Source organism: Acinetobacter larvae, assembly GCF_001704115.1.
Classification (GTDB): domain Bacteria; phylum Pseudomonadota; class Gammaproteobacteria; order Pseudomonadales; family Moraxellaceae; genus Acinetobacter; species Acinetobacter larvae.
Map to the genome: position 1 here is coordinate 405845 of NZ_CP016895.1, position 16360 is coordinate 422204.

Consider the following 16360-nt stretch of genomic DNA (forward strand, 5'->3'; position numbering starts at 1 on the left):
CCTCTAATGTGTTTGATGGGACCAATGTTGATAACGTGCGGTACAGTCGGGGTATTGTAAATAAAAGCGTAGGCTTTTGGCATATAGCTCGGCTGGTGCCTGACAATCATCAATGACAATGGCACTTTGCTGTACCCAATCACTAATGGCATAACTTTGCTGCATTTTTCCGAAAGGCACTTGACTGCTGAGGATATTGAGGCAGCCAGCTATTTTGAGCTGCTGTAACTGCGCGATGGCAGCATGATCTACCGCTAAATTTCCTGTGCCATAGGCTTGTAGGATTAAACAATCGGGGCTGTTGTTTTTTAGTCCTGCCAGTTGCTGTGCTAAATAATCTAGGCGATTGGGCATGATCATCCAATTCATTATCTGAAATTGCTGCGCTTTTTTGATGTGATCAGCATTAATTTGCCATGCAGCAGTGCTGGGCAGGTGATCTATCGTGTTCTGCTGGATCAGGGTGCCGGTAAACGCATCGTTGGCATTGCGGTGTTGTTTACGTGTGCTGTGACCGGCAAAGAGTTGCTGATCAAAAGCAACATAGACACCTGCTGGAACATTGCAGATCGTCTCTAGACTGTATTGTAAATTATGCTTTGCATCGCTGTCTGGGGCTAAGCCATGACCATTGGGGTTTAATAGCGGATATTGACTACCCGTAAAAATAACATGGCAGCTGCGATGTAAAAATTGACTCAGGGTGGCAGCAGCATAGCTGAGTGTATCTGTGCCATGAATAACCACAAAGTGCTGGATGCCTTGTTGTTGTAAGTGTTGAATTTGTACGATCAATTCAAGCCAGTCTGCGGCATCACAGGCACTGCTGTCTTTGATATTTGCTGCGGCAAAGCACTGAATTGGCCATGCGGCTTGCGCATAATGCTGTAGTTGCGGTAGGAAGTCTTGTGGTGGCATCGGTGCCAATGGTGTACCGACACAACCAAAGGTTCCGCCCATATAAATGAGTGCAATGGTATTCATTTGCTGACGCGCCGAGATGGTCAAAGAAGCGCTATGTTAAAACGAAATATGCAAATTTGCGAATGCTTCAGTGTGTGAATGAGTGAGTTGTCATCAGCAATCACCACCCCTCCTTTTATTTTGCTTGCAGTCAGCTTTGTCTAGGTCAGCGCTTATATTGACAGGACGTAGCATAATATGTCACAGAATAAAGCGTTGAATGCTATGTGAAGTTTCAACCTAAGATCAATTCTGAGACAATATAAATTCCAAGGCGACATAAGCTTTGAGGCAACATAAACTCCAAGGCAACATACGCTTTGAGGCGACATAAGTTCTGAAACATAAGCGCTGAGGTGATAAAGCACAAAAAAGCCGATCAGAAGATCGGCTGGCGTATTGGTTTTGTGTGGGAGCAAAATCTTAAGATTGCTTATAATCCAACAAGATGCGTAGCATGCGACGGAGTGGTTCTGCCGCACCCCAAAGCAGTTGGTCACCTACTGTGAAAGCACCTAAGTACTCTTTGCCCATATTGAGCTTACGTAGACGACCGACCGGAACAGACAAGGTACCTGTTACGGCAACGGGTGTGAGGTCTTGCATAGATGCTTCACGGGTATTGGGAATTACTTTTGCCCAAGGATTGGACTGTGCAATCATGTCTTCAATTTCATTGAGTGGCACATCTTTTTTCAACTTAATGGTCAATGCTTGTGAATGACAACGCATCGCACCAATACGGACACAGTGACCATCGATAGGAATGGTTTGATGGATATTGCCTAAGATCTTATTGGTTTCAACCTGACCTTTCCATTCTTCTTTGGATTGACCACTTTCCAGTTGTTTGTCGATGTATGGAATCAATGAACCTGCCAATGGCACACCAAACTGCGCATCTGGGAAGCCTTCACCACGCTGTAATTCTGCGATTTTACTGTCAATGTCTAAGATGGCAGATTTAGGATCATCCAATAGCGTCTTGGTGTTGTTGTAGAGATAACCCATACCTGTGATCAACTCGCGCATATTTTGTGCGCCAGCACCAGAAGCTGCTTGGTAAGTCATGGCAGAAAGCCATTCGACCAAGTTATTTTGGAACAGCGCACCAACGCCCATTAACATCAGTGAAACTGTGCAGTTACCACCCACGAAGGTTTTGATGCCTTTGCTTAGACCATCTTTGATGACTTTGGCATTGACGGGATCTAACACAATAATGGCGTCATCTTCCATACGCAAGGTGGATGCTGCATCAATCCAGTAACCTGCCCAGCCTTCAGCTTTGAGTTTAGGGAAGATGTCTGAAGTATAGTCACCACCTTGACAGGTAATAATGACATCCATTTGCTTCAGACGACTAATGTCCGTTGCATCCATAAGTGCTGGTGCGGTCTTGCCGCCAAAGCGAGGTGCTTCACCACCTGCGTTACTGGTAGAGAAATAGAATGGTTCAATGTGTTCGAAATCATTCTCTTCAACCATACGTTGCATAAGGACGGAACCAACCATCCCGCGCCAACCGACCAGACCTACTTTCATGTCACTTTGCCTCGGTGCGTTAAAAAATAAAAGGGGGTTTTGAGTGTATCAAAAGCATTGCTAACTGCAAGCTTTATGCTGGTAAAAGCTTAAAAATATTATGCAAAAAATTATGATTGATTTTTATACCAATCTTTTGATTTCATTTTTGCTCATCAGTGATCGATACGATTGTAAATCTAATGTGAGAAATGGCGTACAGGGTTTTAAATCTATTGCCAATGGTTTAAATAAGCTTTTGACATTAATCTATAAACATCAGCACATGGACCGGGAATGGAATATCCCACTAAGGAAGACTCAGCTGAAGGACAAGCGATCAAGGAAATGATCATATCAAGGAAAGATGTTGTAAAGGTTTTTGAAAACACGACCGAACTTAACCCGAATACTGCAGGATGCAATGTTCGGGTTAAATTTATCTAAACATTTTAAATACTTAGGTCTTATTCAATGTTTTAGTCTTATTCAATGCTTAGGGCTTAACCAGTGCCTGATAAAGCGACAGTGTTTCATGGCACATACTGGCTAAACTAAATTGATCAACCGGATGCATCACGGCAGGTTGTTCAATGTGTTGCTCTAAACAGGTTTGCAAGGCAGCAAGATCATCAATGGCTACCAATCCAGCAGGGTAGCACTGACTTAAAATTTCTGCTACACCACCGCGCTGCCAGCCGATCACAGGTGTCCCCACACTCAATGCCTCTAAGGCTGTACGTCCAAAGGTTTCTGCTTGAGTGGAAAGTGATAACACCACATCACTCAAAGCCAGCCATTCACGAATATCACTGCGATGACCGACAAAGGTGATTTTGTCATGCAGTCCTTGCTGTGCAACACGTTGTTTTAACTCATCTAAATAGGCTTGTTTCTTGGCGACAGCGCCGCCGACAATAACGGCATGTAGTTGTGGGTAGTGCTGTGCTAGATTTTGCACCAGTTGAATGAGTGTTTCATGCCCCTTTAAGCGTGTGATGCGCCCGGGAAGACAAATTAGAAATTTATTTTGGAGGGCGGGGAAGGCCTGATAGACCTGTTGTAACCACGCCTCTGTCGGGCGGTAAGCAAAAGGGAAAGCACTTGGGTCGATCCCCCGATAAATACGCACAATATCTTCTGTAGGGCAGTTAGGATAGTTGTGTTGAATATAGTCGACCACGCTATCCGATACTGCAATGACTTTTTCGGCACGGGTCATGATGGCGCTATAGCGATTAATCGAATAAAAACCATGTACCGTGCTGACCAAATGTGGGCGTTGCGCTGCGGTTAAACCCTTGAGGGCAAAATGTGTCAACCAAGCAGGCACACGGGAGCGGACATGGATAATATCGGGCTGTTCTGCCAAGATACACTGTCTTAATGGCTTGATCTGCCACAGGCTAGACAATGCTTTTTTATGAATCGGTAGCTCAATATGCTGAGAGCCCTCAGCTGTTAGCTGTGCCACCAGACGCCCACCATTAGATACCACAACAGATTGATGACCTGCCTGACAGAGTGCTTGCGCAATTTCTAATGTTCCGCGCTCTACACCACCACTGTTGAGCTCGGGTAGCAGTTGCATAACTTTCATGGTATTTGCCCCTATATTGTGCACTTTGCGATGTGATGATCCATAGGTCTAGCCTGTTCTTAGATGGTTGTCGTGGGGTTTTGAATGCATAACTCGTTCTGTCAGCGCTGCAATCCGTTTTGACCGCAGTGATTTACTTGGCGCTGCCATCCGTATTCACATTAATATAACTTTTCATAGCCTTCTGGGCGCGTTTTAAAACGCCGATGGAACCACATGTATTGGGTCGGTGCAATACGTAGTTGGCTCTCAATAATCTGGTTGACGCGAATAGCATCACTGAGTTCATCTTCACTCGGCAATGGGGTGACTGGAGCTTGAATCAAGATTTTATAGCGCGGATCTTTGATGTCGCCATAACGATAAAAGTAGAGTGGAATTGCCACAGCTTTGGAGATTTTGAGTAGACGGCGGTGTGCCGTTAGCGTTGCCGCAGCAACACCAAAGAAGGGTGCCATCACCCCTTGTTTTAGACCAAAATCTTGATCGGGACTATACCAAATGGCATGACCATTTTTTAAGTGGCGAATAAGCCCACGCATATCATCATGGTCAATTTGATTGGCATAAATAGTGGCGCGACAGCGATAGATGAGCATGTCAAACAATGGGTTGTTTTGTGGGCGATAAACTACATCAGGGTCGAAGTATTGCGCACAGATATAGCCACCAGCATCAAGCATGGAGCTATGTGTGCCCAAGAGTAATACCCCATGACCCGCAGCTTGTGCTTGTTGAATATGCTCAAGCCCTTCAATACTGACCCGTTGTTTAAACCATTGTGGTCTGTACCAAGCATTGAGTGTTTCAAAAACACCAATCATCATATCAATAAAAACCTGTTCGGCTTGTTGATAACGGTATTCGGTATCCCATTCGGGGAAGCAAAGTTCTAAATTTCTTAATGTGGTCTTACGACGAGATTTGAGTGATTTAAAGGCAAAACGACCCAGAGCGCTAGCCAGACGATGTTGTATTGACCACGGTAAGATTGCCAATAACATGAGCAGGCAAATGACAATCCAAATCCCCCAATATTGAGGCAATAAAAAAGACCATCGAAATTGACCTGGGATAGAGGTGGTTTTTTGCGTCATAGCACTTGCAATGTCGTTAGCCTAAAACGAGCAGAAGTTTAACATGAACTGTCATTGATCCAAAAATGTCTTGTCTATGGCGAGTTATGTGATTGAGCAACTTATAAAAGCAAAGCAAGCGCCGGAGCGCTTGCTTTGCTTATTTATTTACTGGTATGTGCTTGATGATCCCGCATGAGCGCAGCTTTAAGCGGCTCTGGATCTACATGTTTGGATAGTTTGGACCACCGCCGCCTTCTGGCGTGACCCAAGTAATATTTTGCGATGGGTCTTTGATATCACATGTTTTACAGTGTACACAGTTGGCTGCATTGATTTGGAAGCGTTTGCTACCATCATCATTTTCCATCACTTCATAGACACCAGCAGGACAATAACGCTGTGCCGGCTCATCCCATTTGGGTAAGTTGACTTCGATTGGAATTGCTGGATCAATCAACTGCAAATGTGCAGGTTGGTTTTCTTCATGTACCGTATTGGAAATAAACACAGAAGATAAACGGTCAAAGGTAATTTTGCCATCTGGTTTAGGATAGTTTGGCTTGAAGCTGACTTGGTCAACGGTTTTTAGTTGATTAAAATCAGGCGCCAAATCATGTAAGGTAAATGGAATGCGGAATACATTTTGGTCGATGAAGTTAAATGCACCGCCCATCCATTGACCAAATTTATGCATGGCTGGACCAAAGTTACGTGCTTGATACAGCTCTTCTCTGAGCCAGCTTTGCTCATATTTTTCTGTGTAGCTGGTGAGTTCTTTGACAAAGAAGTCTTCACCTTCAGTGAGACGGGCATAACCCAAGTCACCACCTTTTTCCACGCCAGCTTGAATGGCTTCAAACACAGCTTCACCACATAACATGCCAGATTTCATTGCAGTATGTGAGCCTTTAATTTTGGCAAAGTTAAGGAAGCCAGCATCATCACCGATGAGACAGCCGCCAGGGAAGGTCAGTTTCGGAAGAGAGTTATAACCGCCTTTTACCACGGCACGGGCACCGTAGGAAATCCGTTTACCACCTTCTAAATACTGTTTGATCAGTGGGTGAGTTTTCCAACGTTGCATTTCCATAAATGGGAACATGTATGGATTTTCATAAGATAAATCGACGATCATGCCCAAGCTAACTTGGTTGTTTTCGCCGTGGTAAAGCCACCAACCACCAGATGAAGCAGTTTCACTGAGTGGCCAACCTGCACCATGCATAGCAAGTCCAGCTTTGTGTTTGGCGGGGTCAATTTCCCATAACTCTTTGATCCCAATACCATAGTGTTGCGTATCAACATCTTTGTCGAGATTGAATTGTGCAATCAGGCGCTTGCCTAAGTGACCACGACAGCCCTCAGCAAATAAGGTGTATTTGGCATGTAATTCATAGCCAGGGGTAAAGTTGGCTGTTGGTTCGCCATTTTTGCCCACACCCATATCACCCGTTAGAATGCCTTTAACTGTGCCGTCTTCGTGATAAAGCACTTCCGCTGCTGCAAAGCCTGGGAAAATTGAAACTTCAAGCTCTTCGGCTTTTTGACCTAACCAACGCACTACGTTACCGAGTGAGATGACATAGTTGCCTTTATTGTGCATGCTTTTCGGCACCATCCAATAAGGAACGAGTTGTGATTTGGTCTCAGATAATAAAAAGTGAGTTTGGTCTTCAGTCACGGGTATTGTGACTGGCGCACCTTGTTCTTTCCAATCCGGAATCAACTCATTGAGCGCACGTGGCTCAAGTAGGGCGCCAGATAAAATATGTGCACCGACCTCGGAGCCTTTTTCTACGACGCACACCGATAAATCGGAAAGATTGTTTTCTATTGCAAGTTGACGAATTTTAATCGCAGCTGAAAGACCAGCAGGGCCTGCGCCTACGATGACGACGTCAAACTCCATCGATTCACGTTCGATGTGCTCCATGTTGGACTCCTCATATCGCAAAAGGGTGGCAACCGTAATGCATGCACTCGGTGCTGCCGTGAGTGTATTGACACAGAGAGATAAGATCTGCGACCTCATCTACCAGAATTGCATTAGTATAGTTTTAATCCGCAGTTACGCCAATTGGCTGAATGCTTTTCTTTTGTCGTCAGTAAAGCATAAACTACAGTTAAACAAACTATTTCACCTCATGAGGCGAAAATCATGTCGGATAGCGATGATAAAAACTTAACAAGCATTACACAAGCCCTAAATGGTGTACAGCAAAGTCACAAAAGGTCAATCCCCCCTTTAGAGCAATGGCAGCCAAAGCATTGTGGCAAAATGGATCTCATCATTAAATCCAATGGAGAATGGTGGCACGAAGGTCAACTCATACGGCGTCAAGCGTTATTAGATTTGTTTAGTTCTGTGCTGTGGCGTGAAGGCGAACAGTATTATTTAAAGACACCAGTCGAGCTGATTGAGATTACTGTTGAAGATGCGCCGCTCTTGGTCAATCAAGCAGAGCAAATTGATATCGAGGGTAAACGCTATATTCAGTTGACTACGATTCACCAAGATGTGGTGATTGTAGATGCACAACATCCTATTTTTATGCGGGAGTTCCAAGGAGCGTTGCGTCCCTATGTCCATGTACGTGCTGGTCTGGATGCACTGATTCAACGCGCCTGTTTTTATCATTTGGTGAACTTTGGCGAGCTGCAAGAAGATGCTGCGGGCAATACGGTTTTATTGTTGAGAAGTGGTGATTTGTGCTTGCAATTAAATAGCTGAGGATTAAGCTTTAAGCTTGGTTTTATGGGGTGTGATACAACATCATGACGGTTAACTTTTCTTGCGATTCTCGCGCTGAACACGCTATGGCATCACGTGCACATGCACCGATTGGAATTTTTGATTCGGGGGTTGGTGGGCTGTCGGTAACCCAAGATATTGCAAGCTATTTACCGCATGAACAGTTTCTCTATTATGCCGATACCGCCCATGTGCCCTATGGTCCACGGCATGATGATGATATTCGACAATTGACCGCGCAGGGCATTGATTGGTTGTACCAACAAGGTTGCAAAGCCGCTGTGGTTGCGTGTAATACTGCATCGGCTTTTAGCTTGGCAGATTTACGTCAGCATTATGGTCCTAATTTCCCGATTATTGGCTTGGTGCCAGCTTTGAAACCGGCCGTATTACAGAGCCAAAGTAAAGTGGTTGCTGTGATGGCAACACCTGCGACTTTTCGCGGAGCCTTAATTCAAGATGTGATTGAGAATTTTGCCAAACCAGCAGCGGTGCAAGTCTTGGCACTGACTTGCCTCGACTTGGTACCTTATGTTGAAGCAGGCGAAGTGCAGAGTGCAGCATGTCGTGACAGTTTGGTACAAGTGTTAGCACCTGCTGTGGCACAGGGCGCAGACTTTTTGGTGCAGGGATGTACGCATTATCCTTTTTTAAATCCAGTCATCCAAGCTGTGTATCCACAACTAAAACTGATTGACTCCGGTATGGCGGTTGCACGACAGACAGCACGAGTGTTGATTCAACATGGCTTACAAGCCACAGCAGCGCATGCCAGCAATGCGATTCGAATTCATTATTATGGCACTGCATTGGCGGATGCCCAGTTGCAACAAACCCTTAAACATTTGATTCGACCTACTTTTAATTGGGCGATGTACACAGCGCGCTGATTCAGTTTTGGGAGTAGCTTGCGTGGGTAGCTCTGGATTTTAATGTCTAATTGAGCATAAAACAGTTATATTCTAATACTTTAGGCGACTTGTTCTGTCAGCATTTACAATTTAACCTATTGCTTTATAGGTTATAAAGATTTATTAAACATCATGTTATAGTTATGGCTGTTGTTTGGTGCTGTTATGCCTCTTTTATTGACTTGAGGCAGATGCAATGCAGGCAATTTTTCCCCATCCGCTGCTATGGCAGTTTTTTCCCCAATAGGCCTATTATGCTTGACAAACGTTATCAAGTATTTGTTTCCAGCTCAGGCGAAGAAATGCGACCAGAGCGCACAGTGATCATGCAGACCTTAATGAGCATGGGATTTTTTTCTTGGGGATTGGAACAACGTAGTCCGTTGGGAACGGCACTAGCGCGTAGACAAATAGAAGAATGTGACTATGTCTTGTTATTGCTCGGCAGTCAGTATGGTGCATGTTCTTCTTCTGGTATTGGTTATTTACATTTAGATTATATCTATGCGGTGACCAAGCAAAAACCCATCATTGTTTTTATGCATGCTGAACCACTACGTCACGCGCTTGCCTTGCAACCAGATACGCTATCATGTGCGACTACGACGGCAACGCTTGCTGTAGATGACAAGCATGTGGCGCCGTTGCAGCAAGCAACACAGCATCAGCCGCGATTAGATGACAAATTTCTCGCCTTTCGGCAGCAATTACAGCGTGATCAAGATCAGGTTTTTTGCTATCAAAACTGTAAAGACCTAGAGTCGAGTTTACGTAGCCGTATGCTACAGCTCTTAGAGCGTTATCCGGTGGTGGGCTGGGTCAGACCACAAAACTTACAAATATTACAAGATGAAATTGATGATTTAAAAATTAAACTGGCACAGCTTCGACTGCTGTTGAATCAACAACAGATCGATCCCTTTCTTCAGTTACCCGAAGTACAGTTGGATGAACTATTCCGTTTTGAATATCAAATTCATGCATATCAAGAAGGCAATTTCAAGGAAATTGTGCTCAGTCGTCAGAGTAATTGGCGTCTGATTTTAAAAGTCTTGGCACAGCATTTTAGCCAGCCCTTGCCCGAGGCATTTTTCCCAAAAATTATCAATGATGAACTGAATCGGGTGGCGCTTAGCGATGTGCAGCAATATATGCCACATGCGCAATTTGTGGCACGTGCCCAAATTAATGTTCGTGCGTTGCATACCATTAAACTGCAAATGCGTAAGAATGAATGGATTGTGCCGGTCGGGCGTGATGATCGTCAGCAAATGCTCTGGAAACTGACCAAACTCGGCGAGGAATTGGCCGCCACGATAGGCTAGTGTACAAATTGCTTGAATTGTACAGATTTACGCGATCCAGTATGCTACAAAGTATCATCACAATAGGTAGTGAGAATATCGGTGTCTAAAGCTCGAGTCCTTGTTATTGTTGCAAATCTTGGTACACCTGATGCGCCAACGCCCAGTGCGGTACGGCGTTTTCTAAAACAATTCCTGTCCGATCAACGGGTGATTGAACTGCCAAAATTTTTATGGTGGATCATCTTAAACGCGGCGGTACTGCCATTTCGTCCCAAGCGGGTTGCAGAGGCCTATGCTAAGGTTTGGCGGGTAGATTCGCCAATGCGAGAAATTCTCGAGCAACAAGTTGCAGCGATTCAACAGCAATTGAGCGCACAGAACAGTAAGTTTGAGATCGATTTTGTTGCGGCAATGCGTTATGGCAAGCCTGGACTGGAACAGACACTGGCTGCTGCCAAAGCTTATGATCACCTGATTGTATTGCCGTTATTTCCACAGTACTCCGCGACCTCTACAGCACCGATTTATGATGTATTAGCCAGATGGATTTTACAGCAGCGCAGTTTACCCGGTTTGAGCGTGATACGAGATTATTATCAACATCCTTTATATATTGAGGCCTTAGCAGATAGTATTCGACGTTTCCAGCAGCAACATGGTGTGCCTGAAAAATTATTAATGTCTTTTCATGGTATTCCGCAACCCTATGCCGATAAGGGCGATCCATATCCAGAACGCTGTCGTAAGACAGCGCAGGCTGTGGCAACACGTTTAAATCTAGCCCCCGAACAATGGGCAATGAGTTTTCAGTCACGCTTTGGACGTCAAGAATGGGTTAAACCCTATACCGACGCACTATTACAGCAATGGGCTGAGCAGGGCATTAAACGTGTACAGATTATGAGCCCAGCATTTTCGGCAGACTGTTTGGAAACATTAGAAGAACTGGCATTACAAAATGCCGAACTTTTTTTAGGTGCTGGTGGCGAAGAATATGCTTATATTCCAGCTCTCAATACCGATACGCTACACATAGACCTATTAAGCCAATTAATACAAGCACAACTCGATGGATTAAAGCTGACTTTGCAGCAGCCGATCGACTGAGGTGCTTGTGACACGGCAGTAATGTATTACCCGTTATTGCCGTGTGAATCAGCCAGATTGAGGTGAGACATGCTTCAGGTAAAAATCGTTCCCGTTACAGCATTTTCCCAGAATTGTTCGATTGTTTGGGACAGTGACAGCAAAGAAGCTGTATTGATTGATGCGGGGGGAGAGCCAGAAAAACTTATGCAAGAAGTTGAGGCGCTGGGCTTAACCGTAAAAGCGCTTTGGCTCACGCATGGGCATTTAGACCATGCGGGTGCCGTGGGGGCGTTGGCAAAAGCTTGGCAGGTTCCCGTCATTGGACCGCATAAAGACGATAAGTTCTGGTTGGACATGATCCAAGAGGTCTCGGCCCGTTATGGTTTTCCAATTCCTGAGTTGGTACATGTCGATCAATGGTTGAGTGGTGGCGAGCAATTGCAATTGGGGGATGAAAAATTTGATGTGCGTTTTGCCCCTGGGCACACCCCTGGTCATGTGATGTTTTATAACGCCAAACATCAATTACTCTGGACAGGAGATGTGTTGTTTAAAGAGTCGATTGGGCGGACGGACTTTCCCAAAGGCAATCATCAGCAATTGCTGGACTCGATTCAACGCGAGTGTTTTAGTTTGCCCGATGAGACACAGTTCATTTCAGGACATGGTCCAATGAGCACGATTGGTCATGAGAAACGCCATAATCCTTTTGTTGCCAGTCGAGCAGGTTAGCCCAACGTTATTCGTCGCTGGACGGATCATGTTGTGGGCTATCTTGGGTGGGTAATTTATACGCGGCATTGGCCCATGCACCGAAATCGATTAACTTACAACGCTCACTGCAGAAAGGACGATACGGGTTGTCTTGCCATGTGGTTTTTTCTGCACAGTGTGGGCATTGAATGACGGTAGGCATCTGGAACTCCCAAATAAAAGGTTTGTTGTCGGTTAACGATTCGCTTGCTCTTCGGTTGCTTCTAACGCAGTTATATCAGTACAATGACGCCAGAAATTTAGCATTGGGTCACTATTTTAACCTGATCGCTAAGCATTTGGTCGCTGCCACTGTGTAGTCTTGGTATTTTTCATTATATTGTTTTAGAACACTTTATGTCTATTCGCCCGTTTCAAGCGCAGCGTATTCATGCGCCTCGTGATTTTCAATCGATTCCCAATCAACCGATTTGCCTTGAAATTGGTGCTGGAAAGGGCAAGCATGCCTGCGCATTTGCGGCACAACATCCCACTCAGTTGTTATATGCTGTTGAGCGAACACGTGAAAAATTCATGGCAATGCAAAAACAACAACAACTGCTTGCAGCTGACAATTTACAATTGGTGCATGCCGATGCCATTGCTTGGACGGTACATGCAGTACAACCACAACAATTACAACAAGTCTTTATTTTATATCCCAATCCTGAGCCGCATAATGCGGCACAGCGTTGGTTGAACATGCCATTTTTTGAGTTTTTATTATCACGAATGGCAGCCCATGCCACACTGACTTTGGCCAGTAATATATCTTCTTATATCGATGAGGCAGAACAACAATTAATTGATCTGTGGAAGCTCCCTTACCAACGCGAGACGGTTGCGCAAGATGCGGCAAGGACGCATTTTGAAGTGAAATATTTGGCACGTGGTGAAGTGTGTGAGCAGCTTGTGATTCAAAAACCAGAAAATTATCGCACTCGTTTTGATCAGCAAGCGGCATTACAAGGCCAAAAACCTGCTGGAACAGATCATGCTCCCTAAAGCACAAGCCCGTATAGCCATTGTGGGGGCTGGTCCTGCTGGGCTTATGGCGGCTGAGCAATTAGCCGCAACAGGGCAGTATCAGGTTGTGGTCTATGAGCAAAAACCATCGGCTGCGCGAAAATTTTTAATGGCAGGTAAAACTGGTTTAAATATTTCCCACGCAGAGGCGCAGGAGTCATTTATTCAACGCTATGATCAAGCCGAATGGTTGGCGCCGTGGCTTAGACGTTGGGATGCCGCGTGGATTCAACGCTGGATGCACAGTTTAGGGGTTGAGGCGTATACCGGCAGTTCGGGGCGTATTTTTCCCAAAGAAATGAAAGCTGCGCCTTTATTACGTGCTTGGTTGGCACGACTGACACAGCAAGGCGTTACTTTTCATTATCGTCATCAAGTGTTAAAGCTGACGGGAAACAGCCTGACTTTGCTCAATCATCAACAACCGCATTCACAGCAACAATGTCTAAGCTTCGATGCCATTATTTTGGCATGTGGGGCTGTGTCATGGCCACAATTGGGCAGTGATGGTGCATGGCAATCGTGGTTGCCGGCAGCACAGCGACAGCCCTTTGTTGCCAGTAATGCTGGTGTAGATTATGCCTGGTCACCGCATATGCAGCCAATTTTTGGGCAACCCTTAAAACGTGTTGCAGCATGGGTTGCCGGCACAGAAGCCAGTATGGGGGATATCGTGATCAGCCATTATGGTTTAGAAAGTGGCTTGATCTATAAATATAATCGTGCCTTACGCCTACAATTACAGCAAACGCAGCAGATGCAGCTTTATCTGGATTTATTACCAGACCTGAGTCGCGCACAATTGATCGAAAAATTGCGTGCCAAACCCAAACAGTCATTGAGTAATTTATGGCGAAAAGCGGGGTTAGATCGTGTCAAAGCAGCTTTGGTACGGGAATGCGTGGACAAAACCATCTGGCACGATGCTGTAGCCTTGGCGGCACAGATCAAAGCATTACCGATCGCGTTAACGGGTTTTCGACCGATTGCAGAGGCGATTAGTTGTGCTGGAGGGGTCAAGCGTGACGCCTTAACTGACAATCTTGGCTTAAAGCATGATCCGGCAGTTTTTTGCTGTGGGGAAATGCTGGATTGGGATGCACCAACCGGTGGTTATTTATTGACAGCTTGTTTTGCCACTGGACATGCGGCAGCACAGGGGGTAATCACTTATCTCAATACCTTAGCAGCAGATCATGCTGTACACTGCGAAGAATAAGTTTTTCGAAAAGACTGAAGTTGTCAAGAAGACTTAAGCTGTCAAGAATACTTAAGCTGTCAAGAAGACTTAAGCTGCCAAGCCTTGCATATGGCATATGATGCATTTACGCTCGGCAGCTTATAAGATCTTGGGTGTGCGGATTAGTCTTTGGCGGTCAGGACCACGCCGGAAAATTTCACCCCATCCCAACCATGTTGCATAAACTGGCGAATGTTTTGATGGTCTTGTGCCGTAGGATGTGCCAATACCGCAGCATAATGTTGCGCAAATAATGTCAGTGTTTGTGCGGCGCTCAGTTGTTGTAGCTGGGCAAAATATAAAACTTTGGCGCTGCCTTGGTTTTCACTGGCAGCATTGTGCTGTGCGCCATTGTCAAACGCAGTCGCTTGATGCTGATAATGTGCATCGATATACGCCAATACGTCGGAGAAGTTGGCTTGCCCTTGAGCAAGCTGGTCTAAGAGTTGTTGTGGCATATGCATGCTCCAATCTAAGGTTTCAGTAATACATTGACATAAGGGGTGAGGGTCGATCAGCACAGACGGCATGAAGCATCTCAGCCATTATTTTAAAGTCAAAAAATCAATGCAATCGTTGCAGTACAAAATCATGTGACTGCTCGAGCGACGGATGCTAATTGGATTTATGCTTGCGGTGGCAAGAGCTGATGAAATAAATCTGACAAATCATCATGCACTTTAAGATGAATCAAATTCCAATAATGCCCAGAAATGGTACGGTTAACCATCAAGGTATCGGGTGATGGCTTAAACACATCCCAGTATTTCAGCGATTTTTTCACCAGACGCATACCATCATGATGTGAGGAATTTTCAGCAAAATCATAATGGGTGGTGAGAGGACGCAAGAAAATTTCTAACCATTGTAAATAGAGTTCTTCTGGAAATTTATCGGGCGCTACCAACGCATCTAAAGACATTAGATGTTGTTCGATGGTGTGGACATCGCCTTTACGACCTGCATAAATCAAGGCTTTAAAGTGCTCAATGACGCGGTTTGATAAGGTTTTGACGCTGCCAAAGTCGTAGAGAATGACGCTGCCATCTGGGCGAAATGCCAAGTTGCCGGGGTGGGGGTCGCAATGAAAGCGCTTTAAATAAAAAATTTCTTGTCCCAAGGCTTGAATCAGACGTTGCCCCATTTCATTACGTAGGGCTAAGTCCCATTGACTGGCGGTTTCAATGCTTTCGCCCGGTTCATCGCTCAAGGTCAGTACACGGCGACTAGAATAGTCTGGATAGACTTGTGGGATAATAATTTTAGCATCTAAGCTTTGATGGAAAGTTCTAAAGACCGTGAGGTTTTGCGCCTCGATATCATAGTTAAGCTCTTCGTGTAGACTATCTTGGATTTCTTGAAATAAGCGATCTTGTAGTTTTTTATCGATTTTTAATACGCCCATCAAGCGTAACGCCAAGCGGACTTGTTTTAAGTCGCTTTCACAGGCTTGGTCAATGCCCGGATACTGCACTTTGACCACGACTTGTTGCCCATCTGGCAATACGGCACGGTGCACTTGTCCGATAGATGCCGCAGCAAAAGGCTGTTGTTCAAAGCTTTTAAACAGTACCGTGATGCTTTTTCCGAGCTCACTTTCAACTTGTTTCTGAATCTGCTCAAATGGCATTGCTGGGGCTTGGCGTTGTAGCTTGGCAATGGCACGTGCGACTTCTGGCGGGAATATATCTTTGTATTGTGAAGCAATTTGCCCCACTTTCATCACTGCACCTTTCATTTCGCCGAGTGTATCGGCAATTTGCAAACCGATGTCTTGGAATAATTTACTGCGGGCTTGATTTTTTTGCTCTTCATCCGCGGTAAAGTTGCGAATAGAGTTGGACACCGTTTTGGTGGCGATACTCGCAGTCATACTCGCAAGCTTCATAAAGCGTCGACTTGGGGTGCTGGAATTTTTAGCCATTGGCAAATGTCCTTGAACATCTTAAAGATTGGTTTTTTTTGATCATAGGTTACAAAACGCGAACTGCCTAGTTCTAATTGTGAATAAGTCGCGATACATTGCAAAAAATGATTTCAATTGCGGCGGTAAAACAGGTCGGGCTTTTAGGCAAATCTGTTGTTAAATCAGTCGAGTATTTATGTTGAATAGGCA

The 16360-nt window shown here is 45.0% G+C and carries 15 protein-coding genes; 7 read left to right on the plus strand and 8 right to left on the minus strand.

All coding sequences use genetic code 11. From position 1 onward, the window contains the following. Positions 1-3: 3 nt before the first annotated feature. The 5 genes from BFG52_RS01800 to BFG52_RS01820 all read right to left on the minus strand — a co-directional run bounded on the left by BFG52_RS01800 (position 4) and on the right by BFG52_RS01820 (position 7099). Positions 4-984, minus strand: coding sequence for an asparaginase domain-containing protein (locus BFG52_RS01800; protein WP_067551815.1), 981 nt, complete (start codon positions 982-984; stop codon positions 4-6). A 402-nt stretch (positions 985-1386) separates the two neighbouring features. Beyond that, on the minus strand, positions 1387-2508 hold the full coding sequence (asd, locus tag BFG52_RS01805) for an aspartate-semialdehyde dehydrogenase (RefSeq protein WP_067551818.1): 1122 nt from the start codon (positions 2506-2508) through the stop codon (positions 1387-1389). Between the two features lie 475 nt (positions 2509-2983). Then, the gene (locus BFG52_RS01810) at positions 2984-4087 is read right to left on the minus strand and encodes a glycosyltransferase family 4 protein (protein WP_067551821.1); all 1104 of its coding nucleotides are present in this window, start codon (positions 4085-4087) and stop codon (positions 2984-2986) included. A gap of 161 nt (positions 4088-4248) precedes the next feature. Beyond that, positions 4249-5184 carry an LpxL/LpxP family acyltransferase gene (locus tag BFG52_RS01815; RefSeq protein WP_067551824.1) on the minus strand — a complete coding sequence of 312 codons (936 nt, stop codon included), beginning with the start codon at positions 5182-5184 and terminating at the stop codon, positions 4249-4251. A gap of 202 nt (positions 5185-5386) precedes the next feature. Then, positions 5387-7099 carry an electron transfer flavoprotein-ubiquinone oxidoreductase gene (locus BFG52_RS01820; RefSeq protein WP_067551827.1) on the minus strand — a complete coding sequence of 571 codons (1713 nt, stop codon included), beginning with the start codon at positions 7097-7099 and terminating at the stop codon, positions 5387-5389. 225 nt (positions 7100-7324) lie between these two features. Between BFG52_RS01820 and BFG52_RS01825 the strand changes: the two genes are divergently transcribed. The 5 genes from BFG52_RS01825 to BFG52_RS01845 all read left to right on the plus strand — a co-directional run bounded on the left by BFG52_RS01825 (position 7325) and on the right by BFG52_RS01845 (position 11957). Beyond that, positions 7325-7897, plus strand: a complete 573-nt coding sequence (locus BFG52_RS01825) for a DUF1285 domain-containing protein (RefSeq protein ID WP_067551837.1) — start codon at positions 7325-7327, stop codon at positions 7895-7897. Positions 7898-7941: 44 nt separating this feature from the next. Next, complete coding sequence (murI, locus tag BFG52_RS01830) at positions 7942-8808, plus strand: glutamate racemase (protein ID WP_067551840.1); 867 nt, start codon at positions 7942-7944, stop codon at positions 8806-8808. Between the two features lie 275 nt (positions 8809-9083). Further along, the gene (locus BFG52_RS01835) at positions 9084-10154 is read left to right on the plus strand and encodes a DUF4062 domain-containing protein (RefSeq protein ID WP_067551843.1); all 1071 of its coding nucleotides are present in this window, start codon (positions 9084-9086) and stop codon (positions 10152-10154) included. Positions 10155-10229: 75 nt separating this feature from the next. Then, positions 10230-11243: a ferrochelatase gene (gene hemH, locus BFG52_RS01840; protein ID WP_067558997.1), complete on the plus strand. Its 1014-nt coding sequence runs from the start codon at positions 10230-10232 to the stop codon at positions 11241-11243. 69 nt (positions 11244-11312) lie between these two features. After that, positions 11313-11957 (plus strand): MBL fold metallo-hydrolase, encoded by a 645-nt coding sequence (locus BFG52_RS01845; RefSeq protein ID WP_067551846.1) that lies wholly within the window; start codon positions 11313-11315, stop codon positions 11955-11957. A gap of 7 nt (positions 11958-11964) precedes the next feature. On the opposite strand, the gene BFG52_RS01850 is transcribed toward BFG52_RS01845, so the two are convergent. After that, a complete protein-coding gene (locus BFG52_RS01850) occupies positions 11965-12141 on the minus strand; it encodes a DNA gyrase inhibitor YacG (RefSeq protein WP_067551849.1) in 177 nt (58 codons plus the stop codon). Between the two features lie 194 nt (positions 12142-12335). Between BFG52_RS01850 and BFG52_RS01855 the strand changes: the two genes are divergently transcribed. Beyond that, positions 12336-12983, plus strand: coding sequence for a class I SAM-dependent methyltransferase (locus BFG52_RS01855; protein ID WP_067551851.1), 648 nt, complete (start codon positions 12336-12338; stop codon positions 12981-12983). After that, entirely contained in the window at positions 12973-14223 is a 1251-nt protein-coding gene (locus BFG52_RS01860) for a TIGR03862 family flavoprotein (RefSeq protein WP_067551854.1), read from the plus strand. Before BFG52_RS01855 ends, BFG52_RS01860 begins: the two co-directional genes overlap by 11 nt. A 143-nt stretch (positions 14224-14366) precedes the next feature. Here the strand turns inward: BFG52_RS01860 and BFG52_RS01865 are convergent, their stop codons facing one another. Together BFG52_RS01865 and BFG52_RS01870 are read right to left on the minus strand one after the other, a co-directional pair. Continuing rightward, complete coding sequence (locus BFG52_RS01865; protein ID WP_067551857.1) at positions 14367-14702, minus strand: HopJ type III effector protein; 336 nt, start codon at positions 14700-14702, stop codon at positions 14367-14369. A 167-nt stretch (positions 14703-14869) separates the two neighbouring features. Continuing rightward, positions 14870-16168 (minus strand): ABC1 kinase family protein, encoded by a 1299-nt coding sequence (locus BFG52_RS01870; protein WP_067551860.1) that lies wholly within the window; start codon positions 16166-16168, stop codon positions 14870-14872. Positions 16169-16360 lie beyond the last annotated feature (192 nt).